Below are 14,288 nucleotides of genomic sequence, written 5' to 3'. Positions count from 1 at the left end.
CGCCAACTCAGTTGTCGAATGGCTCGTTCTGCCAGGTCACTGATGCGAAATGCAGTGTCTTGTTGGCGCCCATCGATTGAGCCAGAAAATCGGTCATGACAGGCCATTTGTAGAAGACCCGCAGCATGTTCTTCGATTCCGCCAGGCCGGGCGTGGTCGCGAAGGGCTGTGAGTTGGCGCCTTGCATCAAGATTATATTGCCGTCTTGGATCTTGAAGCTGGCCGTGGCTGCGTCGACGAACGTGGTATATTCGCGAAGGTCGACGTCCAGTTGATTGGGGCAATCCTGCGAGACGATGATCTCCAGTTGGTCGCAGATCATGGTCTTCAACTTGTCCCCGGCGACGTCGACCGGCCTCAACTGCCCGGTGCGCAATTTGCGCGCGATGTCGTCGGTGATGTTGGCCATCACTTCCTGGCCGGCAAATGAGATACAACTTTCAAGGATGGCGAAGACAAGAAGCGCGAATGGCAATGCAAGCAGCGCGAACTCCAGTGCCGTACTGCCGCGGCGATCGCCGGCGAAGCGCACAAAAAGCCTTGCCCGTCTTGCCTTGCGATCGCCTTTCGAGACGAATTCGTTGCTCATGCTCTGATCCTGCCCATCCTCAGACGGTCTCGGCAGGTGTATTAGTGCAAACCAATTGAAGTCCGGTTTGAATGATCGTTAAAGTCGCCGTGGACGTCTTAACCACCCGATAACCTGGACCGCGTGCCTATCGGCTGACACTCATCTCGGCTTCCGAGGATTTTTCGGCTTCGCTCTTGTAGGAGCTTTCGCAATAGGGCGTGCAGGACATGGTCTGAACTTCAGCGCGCCGGTAGATGCGCACCGACGAGGCCGCTTGCCGCACGACGGTGATCTGTTCATCGACGATCGGGCTGCCGTCCTGGTCGAGGACGACGAGGTTGGTGACGCCGAAGCCCTTGCCCGTCAGCACGATCGTTGAGGCGTCCTGCACGGAAGCGTCGGCGATCGCCGGGTTGCCGACCACGATCGTGTCGGCAGGGCGCGACAGTTTGACGATCTTGGCCTGGTTCATGGTGACCTCGATGCCGGTGTCGGCCCTGGCGGGCATGACAAAGCTCACGGCGGCAAGAAGCACGGCAATCAGGATCGACGATTTCGGCTCGGCCATTGACGCGCTCCAGGCGGGCGGACTGTTCAACGGAACATGAACGATATTGGTGAACCAACGGTTAAGCAGGCCCTCCTCGCGCCATGTGCCGCGATCGTCATGGCGCCCGCCCCGCCCGGTTCCTGTCGCGGATCGCAGGTCCCGGAGCTGTGTCTTTTGCGGCTGCCGGCTGGGGATTTACGCTTCGGCCGGCGCTTAGCCCATAGTTAACCACGCAATATGTTCCAACCGGGAAAGGAATCGGTAAGGCTGTTTATTAAGTCGATCGAAAGAGCTTCTCCCTAGATTGGCAGCATCCGATCAACCATCACAGAAGTTGACGGAAGTGCTGTAACACGTGGAGTAGGAGCTCTCGAATGTCTAATCTCATTGCACGTTTCGTGAAGGACGAATCCGGCGCGACCGCTATCGAATATGGTCTGATCGCCGCCCTCATCGCGCTCGCCATCATCGTCGGCGCCGGCGCGCTCGGCAATGCAATCAACGCCAAGTTCGATGCTATCGGCAGCAAGTTGAACACCACGGGCGGCTGATCTCTGCCTTATTGCTGGACTTCCAGCTTGCGTTCAAGACAAGGGCCGCCACCTGGCGGCCCTTGTTCTATTCAATGTCTTTTTGCTCTGGGCCTCACCAATCGTTAATCGAATATGCCTAGATTGAGTGCGGCTTAATCCGATAATAGGCATAGCGCCGATGCTTGAAGCCCTGATCTTCGTCGTCTTCCCGTTCTGCATGCTGTTCGCCGCGATCTCCGACATGCTGTCGATGACGATCGCCAACCGCGTGCAGGTGCTGCTTGTCGTCGTCTTCGCACTGGTTGCGCCGCTGACGGGCATGGAATGGGCGGCCTATGGCTGGCATTTCGCCGCCGGCGCGCTGGTTCTTGCCGCAACGTTCGGCCTCTTTGCAATGGGCGGCATGGGCGGCGGTGATGCCAAGCTGCTGGCCGCGACCGCCATGTGGATGGGACTCAACATCCAGCTCGTCGAGTATCTCGTGGTCTCGACCTTCATAGGCGGCTTGCTGACGCTTGCCATTCTCGTCTACCGGAAGTCGCCGCTTGCGGTTTTTACCGGCCGCAATCCGTTCCTGCGTCACTTCGCGGACGAGACGACCGGGGTTCCCTACGGCATCGCGCTCGGTTTGGGCGGATTGCTGACCTACCCGGATTCGCCCCTGATGGTCTGGGCGCTGGCCAGGCTGGCGGCCTGACTTTACCGATCATTCCTTGGCTGTGTTGCGGCTGGCTCCGCGGAGCGGGGCTGGCTGTTTGTCCGTGGCTGCGCAATACAGCTAATTTATGTAAACCTTAAATTAATCACGATCGTAAGCATTACATTAACCTTGTTTTGACGATTGCCGCTGCAAAGTCCGGCCTGGCTAGGTGGTTTGCCAAGGCGAGGGTTCGGACAGATGCCAGCATCCCGATTGATTATTCTGAGCGTGGCGGTCGCCGCGGCGGGTGGTGCTGGCTATGTCGCGAAGAACATGGTCGCCGCGCCGCCACCGCAGATCGTCGAGTCCGGTCCAGCGGCTCCCGCCGTGGCATTGCAGGACGTGCTTGTCCTGTCGGGTGATGTCACCATGGGCAGCCAGCTCGAGAACAACATTGCCTGGCAATCCTGGCCGGCCGACGGCATCAACGCCAATTTCATCACCAAGGCCACTGCTCCCGACGCCCTGGAGAAACTGAAGGGGTCCATAGCCCGTGTGCCGATGTACGCGGGCGAGCCGGTGCGGCGTTCCAAGCTGATCGGCGAGGGGCAAAGCTTCATGTCGTCGATCCTGCCCTCCGGCATGCGGGCGGTCGCCACGACGATATCGGCCGACACCTCTGCCGGCGGCTTCATCCTTCCGAATGATTTCGTCGACGTCATTATGACCCGCCGGGCCGATGCCAACAGCGGCGGCTCCGGCTTCAACACCGAAACCATCCTCAAGAACATCCGCGTCCTGGCGATCGACCAGACCATCCAGGAGGACGAGGAAGGCAAGAAGACCAGGGTGGGCCAGACCGCCACGCTGGAACTGACGCCCAAGCAGGCGGAGATCATCACCGTCGCCCAGCAGATGGCGGATCGCCTGACGCTCGCGCTGCGCGCGATCACGGACACCCAGGAAAAGAATTTGGATGAGGCCGACTATCTCGTTTCCGGCAATGGCCGCAAGGGAACGGTCAGGCTGATCAAGTCGGGCGAAGTTTCCGAAGTGGGGGCAAGGAAATGAGGCTAAGCGGTAAACTGCCGGCGATCATGGCAGCGGCTTTCGGCCTGCTGCTCATTGGGACAAACGTGCAGAGCGTTGTCGAGGCCAAGAGTGCACAGGTTTCGGCTTCGGCGGCCACCCAGCGCGTCAAGCTCGGCCTCAACAAGTCGGTGGTCATCGACCTGCCGAGTGATGCCTACGACATTCTTGTCGCCAATCCGACCGTCGCCGATGCGGTGACCCGCACCGCGAGGCGCATCTACCTGTTCGGCAAGGCGGTTGGCGAGACCAACATCTTTGTGTTCGGGCCGAATGGCGAACAGATCGTCAGCCTCGATCTGGCCGTCGAACGCGACGTCGCAGGCCTGGAGGATTATATCAAGCGCTTCATCCCGACATCGTCCATCAAGGTCGAACTGCTGAACGACAACGTCGTCCTGACGGGAACCGTCGACACGCCGCTGGACGCCAAACGCGCCGTCGACCTGGCGACGATCTTCGTCTCGGGCGGTGAAGCGACAACGGGACAATATTCGCAGACCGCGGCCGGCGGCTCGGCCCAGAGTGGTGTCGACATCAACAATCCGGACCAGGAACGCCGCGTCTCGAAAATCGTCAATCTTTTGCAGATCATCGGCGACGACCAGGTCACGCTCAAGGTGACGGTCGCCGAAGTCAGCCGCTCCGTGATGAAGCAGCTTGGCGTCAACATGGTGGGCAGCGGCGGTAGCAACGGCATCAGCTATGACGCGATGAGCACCCCGGCATACGGGCTTGGGAAACCGCTCTCGCAATTCTCGGGAGCTTCGATCGGCACCTCGGCGCTTCAGGCGTATCTAAACGCAATGGAGCAAGGTGGCGTCATGAAGACGCTGGCGGAGCCGACCCTCACCGCCGTGTCGGGTGAGAAGGCAACATTCAGGGTCGGTGGCGAGTTCAATCTCATCACCAGCCGTACGAACAATGTTTCGGACGAGAACAAGACAGGGCAGGTCACATACACCAACGACAAACTTGAATACGGCATCGGCTTGGAGTTCCAACCGGTTGTGCTGTCGGCCGGTCGGATCAGCCTCAAGGTCCGGACGTCCGTGTCGGAGCCTACTGCCGAAGGCGCCACCACGCTGGAAGCTGCAGGCAGGTTGCCCGGAACCACGCTGTTGTCTATCCGCAAGAGACTTGCCGACACGACCGTCGAATTGCCGTCAGGTGGTTCGATGATGATCGCCGGCCTCGTCCGCGATGACGTCAGGCAGGCTGTCGCCGGCCTGCCCGGGCTGACAAAGATCCCGGTGCTCGGCACACTGTTCCGAAGCAGAGACTTCGTGCGCAACGAGACCGAACTGGTGATCATCATCACGCCCTATCTGGTGAAACCGGTGGCACGAAACGACCTCGCCAAACCTGACGACAATTTCAACGCCGCCAGCGATGGCGCCGGTATGTTCCTGGGCCGAGTCAATCGTGTCTACGGCACAATGCAGACGGACAAGCCCAGCGGCCGTTATCACGGCGTCGTCGGCTTCATCTACAAGTGAACGGGGAAGCGGACATGTCTCAGTCAGCATTGCAGGCAAGGACCATCGCCATGACCACGCGCTCCGGCCGTTCGGGAATTCTCCGGCGCGCCATTCCTGCCCTGGCGGTGGCGATGGCGGCATTGCTGGCCGGCTGCGCCCAGCGCGACAGTGTCACCGTCGGCGCCATTCCAGACGACTACCGCACCAACCATCCGATCGTGATCGCCGAGAAGAACCAAAAGATAGATCTACCTGTCGGTGCAGGTGACCGCGGCATGACCGGCTCGCAGCGCGATACGCTCCTGGGTTTCCTCGACGGCTATGACAAGAGTGCTGCCCCGACGCTGACGATCCAGGTTCCGAGCGGCTCGGCCAACGAGGTCGCCGCCGCCGCAGCAGCGCGCGATTTCGCCCGGCTCGCGATTGCCGCGGGCGTCAAGCGCAACCGGATCGTGGTCGTCTCCTATCAGGCTGCCTCGAGTGAGACATCCGCCCCGATCCGGGTCGCCTATATCGCCGTGAAGGCCCAGACCGACAAATGCGGACGATGGCCAGATGACCTGCTGGAGACGTCTGAGAACAAACACTATGCCGATTTCGGCTGCTCCTATCAAAACAATCTCGCCGCCCAGATGGCCAATCCGGCCGACCTGATCGGGCCGCGCAAGCAGACCACCATCGACGCGGAAAATCGTGGCGCGGTGATCGACGTCTACCGCAGCAGGGGTATTTCGGACGAGTTCCTCGGCAATTCTGAAGTGACATACTGAGCCGCGCCCTAAGGAAAAGAGAAGTCACGGAAAGATGACCATGAGCAATCTTGCCTATGACACCCCCGTGGACGGCGGTGAGACCTCGCCGCAGGACATCGCCGCGATGCAGGCGCTGCGGCCGGTTCCCCGCATCTCGATCCAGGCATTCTGCGAGACCGAGGGTGTCGCCAATCCAGTCGAGCGCGCCGGCGAGGACCGCCGCATGACCAAGGCCCATCTCAAGGTCCATATGGGCGGCGTCCCCACGGCCATCGAATTCTACCAGTCGGCGCCGACGCCGAACCTGATCCTGCTGGAGTCGCGCAGCGAACCCAAACAGCTGCTGGAACAGCTCGCGCAGCTCTCGGAATATTGCGACCCGTCTTCCAAAGTGGTGGTAATCGGCCACTACAACGATGTCGGCCTCTATCGCGAGCTCATCCGCTCCGGCATTTCCGAATATGTCATCGCGCCGGTGTCGATGGCCGACATCGTCAGCGTCATATCGTCGATCTTTGTCGATCCGGAAGCCGAGCCGCTCGGCCGCTCGATCGCCTTCGTCGGCGCCAAGGGTGGCGTCGGCTCTTCCACCATCGCCCATAACGTGGCTTGGGCGATGTCCTCCCTGTTCAAATCCGAGGTGGTCGTCGCAGACCTCGACCTCGCTTTCGGCACGGCCAACATCAATTTCGACCAGGATCCCGCGCAAGGCATCGCCGAAGCGGTGTTTTCGCCCGAGCGCATCGATGAAGTCTATCTCGACCGGCTGCTGACCCAGTGCGCCGAACACCTTTCGCTGCTCGCCGCGCCCTCGACGCTCGAACGCGTCTATGATTTCGATCCCGACGCCTTTACGCAGCTTGTCGACACCGCGCAGCGCACCGTGCCGCTCCTGGTGCTCGACGTTCCCCATGTCTGGACGGGTTGGACCAAGAACACCCTGATCAAGGCCGATGAAATCGTCATCACGGCGACGCCGGAACTGGCCAATTTGCGCAATACCAAGAATTTGGTCGACATGCTCAAACGGCTTCGTCCCAACGACTCGCCGCCCAAACTCATCATCAATCAGGCCGGCGTGCCCAAACGTCCGGAGATTTCCCCGTCCGATTTCGCCGAGCCGCTCGGCCTGGCCGCGATGGCGATCATCGGCTTTGACCCGCTGCTGTTCGGCAATGCCGCTAACAACGGACGTATGCTTGGTGAAATGGACGCCAAGAACCCGGTTGTCGCCACGATCAACGAAATTGCCCATGTGCTGACCGGCCGCAGCGAAATCCGGGTGAAGAAAAAAGCGGGTCTCGGAAATCTGCTCGGCAAGCTTTCGCGCAACAAGAAATGATGCTTCTTCAGTGGAATCGGTAGTCGATCATGTTTGGTAAGAGAGGCAGCGACGACGGCAACCGGTTCAAGCCGGAATTCCGCCAGCCGGCACCGGCGCCGACCGCGCCAGCCGTCGCGGATTCGGCCGATACGGCGGTTCTTGCGAGGCCGGCGGCCGCACCCGCGTCGAGCGCTCCTGTTGCACCGCCGGCCCGCCGCGCGGTCGAGTCGCCGCCGATAGCTCCGGAGCCGAAGCGGGCGGCGCGCGAAAAGAGCGAAACCTACTACGACACCAAGAGCCAGGTCTTCGCCGCCCTGATCGACACGATCGACCTGTCGCAACTCGCCAAGCTCGATCCCGAAAGCGCGCGCGAGGAAATCCGCGACATCGTCAACGACATCATCGCGATCAAGAATTTCGCGATGTCGATCGCCGAACAGGAAGAACTGCTCGAGGATATCTGCAACGACGTGCTTGGCTATGGGCCGCTCGAGCCATTGCTCGCCCGCGACGACATCGCCGACATCATGGTCAACGGCTCCAAGAACGTCTACATCGAAGTCAACGGCAAGGTCGAACAGACCGGCATTCGTTTTCGTGACAACCAGCAGCTTCTCAACATCTGCCAGCGCATCGTCAGCCAGGTTGGCCGCCGCGTCGATGAATCCAGCCCGATCTGCGATGCGCGTCTTCCCGACGGCTCCCGCGTCAACGTCATCGCGCCGCCGCTCGCCATCGACGGCACCGCGCTCACCATCCGCAAATTCAAGAAGGACAAGCTGACGCTCGATCAGCTGGTGAAGTTCGGCGCCATCTCGCCGCAAGGAGCCGAGGTTCTCAAGATCATCGGCCGTGTCCGCTGCAACATCGTCATCTCCGGCGGCACCGGCTCGGGCAAGACGACGCTGCTCAACTGCCTGACCAACTACATCGACCGCGAGGAACGCGTCATCACCTGCGAGGACTCGGCCGAACTGCAACTACAGCAGCCGCATGTTGTCCGTCTGGAAACCCGCCCGCCCAACCTTGAAGGCGAAGGCGAGGTGACGATGCGGGATCTGGTCAAGAACTGCCTGCGCATGCGGCCCGAGCGCATCATCGTCGGCGAAGTGCGCGGACCCGAGGTGTTCGACCTTCTGCAGGCGATGAACACCGGCCATGACGGCTCGATGGGAACGATCCACTCGAACAGCCCGCGCGAATGCCTGAATCGTATCGAATCCATGATCGCAATGGGCGGTTTTTCGCTGCCGCAGAAGACCGTGCGCGAAATCGTCGTCGGCTCCATCGACGTGATTATCCAAGCGGCACGCCTGCGCGACGGGTCGCGCCGCATCACTCACATCACCGAGGTGATCGGAATGGAAGGCGACGTCATCATCACGCAGGACATCGTCCTCTACAACATCAAGGGCGAGGACGCGAATGGGCGGCTGCTGGGAGAGCATGTATCGACCGGCATCGGTCGCCCCCATTTCTGGGACCGCGCCCGTTACTATGGCGAGGAGCAGCGCCTCGCAATAGCGCTTGAGGCGATGGAGAAACGCGCTGACTGACGCTGCTGCAGGCGTAAGGGTTCTGGTCGATGTTTGGAATTGACGGCACCGTATTGGCGTTTGTCGTGCTCGCCGGCTTCAGCGCCGGCGCGGTCGCCTATGCATTCCTGTTCACCCGGATCAGCAACGAAAAGCAGGCCGGCAAGCGGCTGGAAACGATCAAGACCGCGGAGACGGATCGCTCCGTCGTCAAGGCCTCGCGCGATCGCGTGGCGGAGGCGGCCAAAAGACGCAAGTCGGTCCAGGATTCCTTGAAGGAACTCGACGAGAAGCAGAAATCCAAGGACAGCGCGGTCAAGAAACCGCCGCTGAAAGCCCAACTGCGCCAAGCCGGCCTGAAGGTTTCCATCGAACGCTTCTACATCTATTCCGCCATTTGCGGCCTAGCCCTGACGATCATCGCCTTTGTGGTGGGGGCGCCGCTTTTTGTTTTGCCTGGCGTGCTGCTGGCCGGTGCGCTCGGCCTGCCGCGCTGGTTCGTCTCATTTCGCCGCGCGCGGCGGGTCAAGGCATTCCTCAACGAATTTCCCAACGCGCTCGACATCATCGTGCGCGCGGTCAAATCCGGCCTGCCGCTGAACGATGCGGTGCGCCTGATCGCCAATGAATCCCCCGAGCCCGTCAAGGCCGAGTTTCGCCGCATCGTCGATTCGCAGCAGATGGGCCTGTCGATCCCGGATGCCACCTTGCGTATGCCCGAGACCATGCCATGCACCGAGGCGAGCTTTTTCGGCATCGTCATTCAGATCCAGTCGCAGGCCGGCGGCAATCTCTCCGAGGCGCTGGGCAATCTTTCGCGCGTGCTTCGCGACCGCAAGAAGATGAAGGCCAAGGTCCAGGCGCTGTCGATGGAAGCCAAGGCGTCCGCCGCCATCATCGGCGCGCTGCCTTTCATCGTCGCATTTCTCGTCTATCTCTCCAGCCCCAACTACCTGATGCCGCTGTTCACCACGAGCATCGGTAACCTGATCCTGGGGGTTTCGGCCGTCTGGATGTCGATCGGCATCTTCGTGATGCGCAAGATGATGAACTTCGAAGTCTAGGGCCGCGGCATGACCGAACAAGTCGTCAAATCACTGACGGATCCCGGCCTCCTGATCGCGCTGCTGGTCGGCATTGCCGTGTTCGCGACGGTCTTCACCTTGCTGCCGGCATTTGGCGGAAACCAGCTCAAGGCGCGCATGAAGTCGGTCGCGCTGGAACGCGACGAATTGCGCGCCAAGCAGCGCGCGCGGCTTGCAAGCGAGGCGGATCGCCGCCGCAAGGGCCTGCGCGAAGAACAGTCGATCGGCATGCGCAACATCGTCGACAGGCTCGACCTGCGGCGCGCCCTCGCCGACGAGGGTACCTTGCAGAAGCTCAAGGTTGCCGGTTTCCGTGGACAGAACCCGCTGACGCGGTTTCTCTTCTTCCGCCTCGTGCTTCCGTTTGTCGGCTTCGCACTGGGCGTGATCTACATATTCGTGCTCGGAGGACTGCCGCAGCAGCCATTGTTCATCCGGCTGTTCGTCTGCGTCCTCGTTGCCTATGGCGGCTTCTACGCACCGGTCGTCTATGTCAACAACCGCGCCACCAAGCGCAAGCAATCGATCCAGATGGCATGGCCGGACGCGCTTGACCTGATGCTGATTTGCGTCGAATCTGGCATGTCGGTGGAAGCGGCATTGCGCAAGGTCGCCGACGAGATCGGCGCCCAATCGGTGGCCCTTGCGGAAGAATTCATCCTGACGAACGCCGAGCTCTCTTATCTGCAGGAGCGCAAGCAGGCCTATGAGAACCTCGCCAGCCGCACGGGCCTGGAATCCGTCAAGTCGGTGTCGCAGGCACTCGTCCAGGCCGAGCGTTACGGCACCCCTGTGGCGCATGCGTTGCGCGTGCTCGCGGGTGAAAGCCGGGACCAACGCATGAACGCTGCCGAGAAGAAGGCCGCCGCCTTGCCGCCCAAGCTCACCGTGCCGATGATCCTGTTTTTCCTGCCGGTGCTGTTCGCCATCATCCTCGGCCCTGCCGGCATCCAGGTCAGCCAGCGCGGCATCTTCGGCCAGGCGCACGAAACCAGCAGCCAGTAGGTGAATCTGACCGATCCAAAGAAAAACCGCGCGGCTGACGCAGCGCGGTTCTCTTATGCAGGGTTCGGTGGCCGCGTGCCGCTCAGTTGGTTGCGGCTTTCGCCTTGTCCTGATCCTTGAGCTGGCTCCAGGCATTTTGCTGAGCCAGCATCTGCCTGAGATAAGCGACATTGGCCTGCGCCTGTTCGGGTGACAGCTCCTGCGAGGCGATCTTCTCGGCTTCGTCGAAGCGGCCCTGCAGGCCGACGACCAGCGCCAGGTTCTGGCGCACGCGGCTGTCGGCATTCGGCTGCTGTGCGGCCGAGCGCATATAGGTTTCGGCGGTGCGCAGGTCGCCTCCCAGCACATAGGACATGCCAAGGTTGGAAAGCACCGAAGGTTCGTTCGGCTTGAGCTCCAGCGCCTTGCGGTAGAGCTGGCGCGCGTCGTCCTTCTGGCTGAGCTGGTCGAGAATGGCCGCTTCCGCCGACACCAGCCTCCAGTCGGGATATTCCGGCGTCTGCGCCCGGCGCACGGCATCAAGCGCCGCCTCGAACTGGCCGTTGGCGGCCAGCGCCTTGCCGTAGGCGGCAAGCACGTCGCGATCCTTGGGATAGGCGATCGCCAGCTTGCGCATCACGGCAAGCGACTGGTCGGCATCGCCATCCATCTGCAGCGCCGCGGCGAAGTTGGTCGCTATCCGCTTATCGTTGGGATTCCTGGAATAGGACTGGCCAAGCGCTGCCGTCGCATTGTGCAATTCTCCCGCCGACATCGTCTCCAGCGGCTTGCCGCTGGTGCGTCCGATCGAGCCTGTGCTGATCTTGTCGGTTCCGCAGCCGGCAACGCCTGCGGCCAGCGCGAGCATGAAGGCCGTGGTGATGAGCCGCTTTCCGCTGGCGTTCATCGTGCGGTTCGTCGACATCGGCACCCTGGGCCTCCATTCGTGCGCGTGGCCATTGCGTGACCATCTTCCCTCTCGAAGAAATATTCTGTTAACCCTAACGGACAGTTAAGAAGCGCCGAATCGACGGACGTCGGCAGGAGAACATCGAATGTCAGTGGAACTGGTCGAGAACAAGCTGAACAACCCGCTTCCTGTCCATCTGGTGGCTAAGGACGGTCTGGAGACGGCCGGTCTGACGTCATCAGCCGTGGCGTGGGCCAGGGCCAACGGCTTCTCCGGCGAAGCGGGCAGGACGCTCATCGTGCCTGCGGAAAACGGCGCGCTCGGCGGTGCCTTGTTCGGCATTGGCGACGGCGAGGGCGCGCTGGCCGTCGGCGCGCTGGCGAAAAGCCTGGCGGAGGGCGACTGGCATTTCACCTCCGCGCCGGCCGAGCCGGAGTTGGCGGCGATCGCGCTGGCCCTCGGCGGCTATGTCTTTACCCGCTATGGCAAAAAACCGGGCAAGGCGCTGCGCTTCGAACTGCCGGCCGGCGTAGAGGCAAAACGCGTTCGCCGCATCGTCGAAGGCGTCTTCCTGACGCGCGATCTTGTCAACACGCCGACCAGCGACATGGGGCCGGACGAACTGGAGAAGGCGGTTCGAGCCCTGGCCGAAATTCACAAGGCCGAGGTGTCGGTCATCAAGGGCGACGATCTCATCAAGCAGAATTTCCCGATGATCCATGCCGTCGGCCGGGCTTCGTCCAGCGCACCGCGTCTTATCGACATGGGCTGGGGGCCAAGGAGCGCGCCGAAAGTGACGCTGGTCGGCAAGGGCGTCTGTTTCGACACTGGCGGCCTCGATATCAAGCCGTCGTCCGGCATGCTGTTGATGAAGAAGGACATGGGGGGCGCCGCCAATGTGCTGGGTCTGGCCTCGATGATCATGGCCTCCGGATTGAACGTGCGGCTGCGCGTGCTGATCCCGGCCGTCGAGAATTCGATCGCCGGCAACGCCTTCAGGCCTGGCGACGTGTTGGCGAGCCGCAAGGGCATGTCAGTCGAGATTGGCAACACCGATGCCGAGGGAAGACTGGTTCTGGGTGATGCGCTGGCGCTGGCCGACGAGGAGGAGCCGCAATTGCTTGTCGACATGGCGACGCTCACCGGGGCTGCTCGTGTCGCGCTAGGTCCGGACCTGCCGCCCTTCTACACCGGCGACGAGGCGCTGGCCTCGGAACTGACGACAGCCTCGCTGGCGGTCGAGGATCCGCTGTGGCGCATGCCGCTGTGGCGGCCCTATGATGTGAAGCTGTCGTCGAAGATCGCCGACATCAACAATGTCACCACGGATGGGTTCGCCGGTTCCATCACCGCGGCGCTGTTTCTCAAGCGCTTTGTCGAGAAGACGGCAAGCTGGGCGCATTTCGACATATTCGCCTGGAACCCCGCCGATCGTCCGCACGGACCTGCCGGCGGCGAGGCGCAAGGCATCCGGGCACTGGAGCGCGTCATCTCGAAGCGTTTTGGCTGAGGTGGCGGCGACTTTCAGGGCCGGCAGATTGCCGAAACTGAAACGGAACCGAAACAATTTGCCGTCATTCTCGTGCGATGTCGATTTCGATGCGCCCGAGCCAGGCCTTGCGATTGTGGCAGCAAGTGATGCTGTCGCAGGTGCGCGACGACGCGCCCGACCTCACCATGCGCCAGACGGCTATCCTGTTCACCATCTATCTCGATCCGCCGCCGCACACGGTGCGCGGGCTGGCGGCCCGTCTCAACGTCACCAAACCGGTCATCACCCGCGCGTTGGATACAATGGGTGCGCTCAAACTGGTGTCGCGCCATCGCGACGGGCTCGACAAGCGCAACGTGCTGATCAAGCGCACGGTCGAGGGCGCCCTCTTTGTCGAGCGCTTCGGCGATGGTATCATCGCCAAGGCACAAGAGCTGCCCATCTGACGACCAGCCGCTTCAATGGATGAACTGATTTGACCGCCAGGGATGCCCGCCTCCACGCCTTTCGGCCCGATCTTGCCGATGCGAGATTGAAAGGAGAGGTCGCTGCCGACCGCTTTGTCGCCGGCCGGCCGGCGCGGATTTCGATCCCGGTTGCCGATATCCGTAAGGCTCCGCGTCCAGACGCTGGTGTCAACACGCAAGCCCTGTTCGGCGATGACGTGCTCGTTTTCGAGAACAGAGAGGGCTGGGCCTGGATCCAGGCCGAACGGGACGGTTATGTCGGCTATGTCGCCGACGCCATGTTGGGCGGGCGGGATCATGCGCTCACCCATATCGTCTCCGTGCCCCGAACTTTCCTCTATCCCGGCCCGGATCTGCGCCTTCCGATCGCGGGACAGCTGTCGATGGGGTCCACCGTCACGGTGACCGGGTCCGCCGAAACGCGCGGCACCCACTATGCCGTCCTGCCCTCCGGTGAGGCAATCATAGCGGGTCACCTGCGGCCGCTCAGTAATGTGGCCGCCGACTATGTTTCGGTGGCCGAGATGTTTCTCGGCACGCCATATCTCTGGGGTGGTGTCTCCGGCTTCGGCATCGATTGCTCCGGCCTCGTGCAACTGGCGATGCGCATGGCCGGCGCCGATGTCCTGCGCGATTCCGACATGCAGGCGCAGAGCATCGGCGAGCCGCTCGATCCAGGCCCCGATTATTCCGGCCTGCGCCGCGGCGATCTCGTTTTCTGGAAAGGCCATGTCGCCATCATGACCGATGCCGAGACCATGATCCACGCCAACGGCCACACCATGTTGGTGTCGCGCGAAGGCCTGAAGGAAGCCGTCGCCCGCATCGGCTATCTCTACGGCGGGCCGACGGGGTTCCGGCGGCCCTAGCGCCAA

The 14,288-nt window shown here is 61.9% G+C and carries 15 protein-coding genes; 12 read left to right on the top strand and 3 right to left on the bottom strand.

Annotated elements, in window-relative coordinates:
* Positions 1–7 precede the first annotated feature (7 nt).
* Both FJ428_RS20775 and FJ428_RS20770 read right to left on the bottom strand, forming a co-directional pair.
* Complete coding sequence (locus FJ428_RS20775) at positions 8–589, bottom strand: TadE/TadG family type IV pilus assembly protein (RefSeq protein WP_140880036.1); 582 nt, start codon at positions 587–589, stop codon at positions 8–10.
* 127 nt (positions 590–716) lie between these two features.
* On the bottom strand, positions 717–1,139 hold the full coding sequence (locus FJ428_RS20770; protein WP_140880035.1) for a pilus assembly protein N-terminal domain-containing protein: 423 nt from the start codon (positions 1,137–1,139) through the stop codon (positions 717–719).
* A gap of 356 nt (positions 1,140–1,495) precedes the next feature.
* Between FJ428_RS20770 and FJ428_RS20765 the strand changes: the two genes are divergently transcribed.
* The 9 genes from FJ428_RS20765 (at position 1,496) to FJ428_RS20725 (ending at position 10,565) form a co-directional block, all read left to right on the top strand.
* Positions 1,496–1,672, top strand: coding sequence for a Flp family type IVb pilin (locus tag FJ428_RS20765; RefSeq protein WP_140880034.1), 177 nt, complete (start codon positions 1,496–1,498; stop codon positions 1,670–1,672).
* Positions 1,673–1,832: 160 nt separating this feature from the next.
* Positions 1,833–2,351, top strand: a complete 519-nt coding sequence (locus FJ428_RS20760) for a prepilin peptidase (RefSeq protein WP_140880033.1) — start codon at positions 1,833–1,835, stop codon at positions 2,349–2,351.
* 201 nt (positions 2,352–2,552) lie between these two features.
* Positions 2,553–3,365 (top strand): Flp pilus assembly protein CpaB, encoded by an 813-nt coding sequence (gene cpaB, locus FJ428_RS20755; RefSeq protein ID WP_140513206.1) that lies wholly within the window; start codon positions 2,553–2,555, stop codon positions 3,363–3,365.
* Positions 3,362–4,882, top strand: coding sequence for a type II and III secretion system protein family protein (locus FJ428_RS20750; RefSeq protein ID WP_140513208.1), 1,521 nt, complete (start codon positions 3,362–3,364; stop codon positions 4,880–4,882). The genes cpaB and FJ428_RS20750 overlap by 4 nt, the downstream gene beginning before the upstream one ends.
* A 14-nt stretch (positions 4,883–4,896) precedes the next feature.
* A complete protein-coding gene (locus FJ428_RS20745) occupies positions 4,897–5,634 on the top strand; it encodes a CpaD family pilus assembly protein (protein ID WP_140513210.1) in 738 nt (245 codons plus the stop codon).
* A gap of 34 nt (positions 5,635–5,668) precedes the next feature.
* Positions 5,669–6,958: a CpaE family protein gene (locus FJ428_RS20740; protein ID WP_140513212.1), complete on the top strand. Its 1,290-nt coding sequence runs from the start codon at positions 5,669–5,671 to the stop codon at positions 6,956–6,958.
* Between the two features lie 29 nt (positions 6,959–6,987).
* Entirely contained in the window at positions 6,988–8,496 is a 1,509-nt protein-coding gene (locus tag FJ428_RS20735) for a CpaF family protein (RefSeq protein WP_140560882.1), read from the top strand.
* A gap of 29 nt (positions 8,497–8,525) precedes the next feature.
* Positions 8,526–9,539 carry a type II secretion system F family protein gene (locus FJ428_RS20730; RefSeq protein ID WP_140496708.1) on the top strand — a complete coding sequence of 338 codons (1,014 nt, stop codon included), beginning with the start codon at positions 8,526–8,528 and terminating at the stop codon, positions 9,537–9,539.
* 9 nt (positions 9,540–9,548) lie between these two features.
* Complete coding sequence (locus tag FJ428_RS20725; RefSeq protein WP_140496706.1) at positions 9,549–10,565, top strand: type II secretion system F family protein; 1,017 nt, start codon at positions 9,549–9,551, stop codon at positions 10,563–10,565.
* Positions 10,566–10,647: 82 nt separating this feature from the next.
* On the opposite strand, the gene FJ428_RS20720 is transcribed toward FJ428_RS20725, so the two are convergent.
* Positions 10,648–11,469, bottom strand: a complete 822-nt coding sequence (locus FJ428_RS20720) for a tetratricopeptide repeat protein (protein ID WP_140523904.1) — start codon at positions 11,467–11,469, stop codon at positions 10,648–10,650.
* Positions 11,470–11,599: 130 nt separating this feature from the next.
* Between FJ428_RS20720 and FJ428_RS20715 the strand changes: the two genes are divergently transcribed.
* From FJ428_RS20715 to FJ428_RS20705, 3 genes are all read left to right on the top strand, one after another.
* Positions 11,600–12,964 carry a leucyl aminopeptidase family protein gene (locus FJ428_RS20715; RefSeq protein ID WP_140880032.1) on the top strand — a complete coding sequence of 455 codons (1,365 nt, stop codon included), beginning with the start codon at positions 11,600–11,602 and terminating at the stop codon, positions 12,962–12,964.
* 77 nt (positions 12,965–13,041) lie between these two features.
* Positions 13,042–13,392, top strand: a complete 351-nt coding sequence (locus FJ428_RS20710; RefSeq protein WP_140880031.1) for a MarR family winged helix-turn-helix transcriptional regulator — start codon at positions 13,042–13,044, stop codon at positions 13,390–13,392.
* A gap of 29 nt (positions 13,393–13,421) precedes the next feature.
* On the top strand, positions 13,422–14,282 hold the full coding sequence (locus tag FJ428_RS20705) for an NlpC/P60 family protein (protein WP_140880030.1): 861 nt from the start codon (positions 13,422–13,424) through the stop codon (positions 14,280–14,282).
* The last annotated feature ends 6 nt before the right edge of the window (positions 14,283–14,288 follow it).

The organism is Mesorhizobium sp. B2-8-1 (assembly GCF_006440955.1).
In the GTDB taxonomy this organism is placed as follows: domain Bacteria; phylum Pseudomonadota; class Alphaproteobacteria; order Rhizobiales; family Rhizobiaceae; genus Mesorhizobium.
This window is presented reverse-complemented; position numbering and strand designations above follow the sequence as displayed.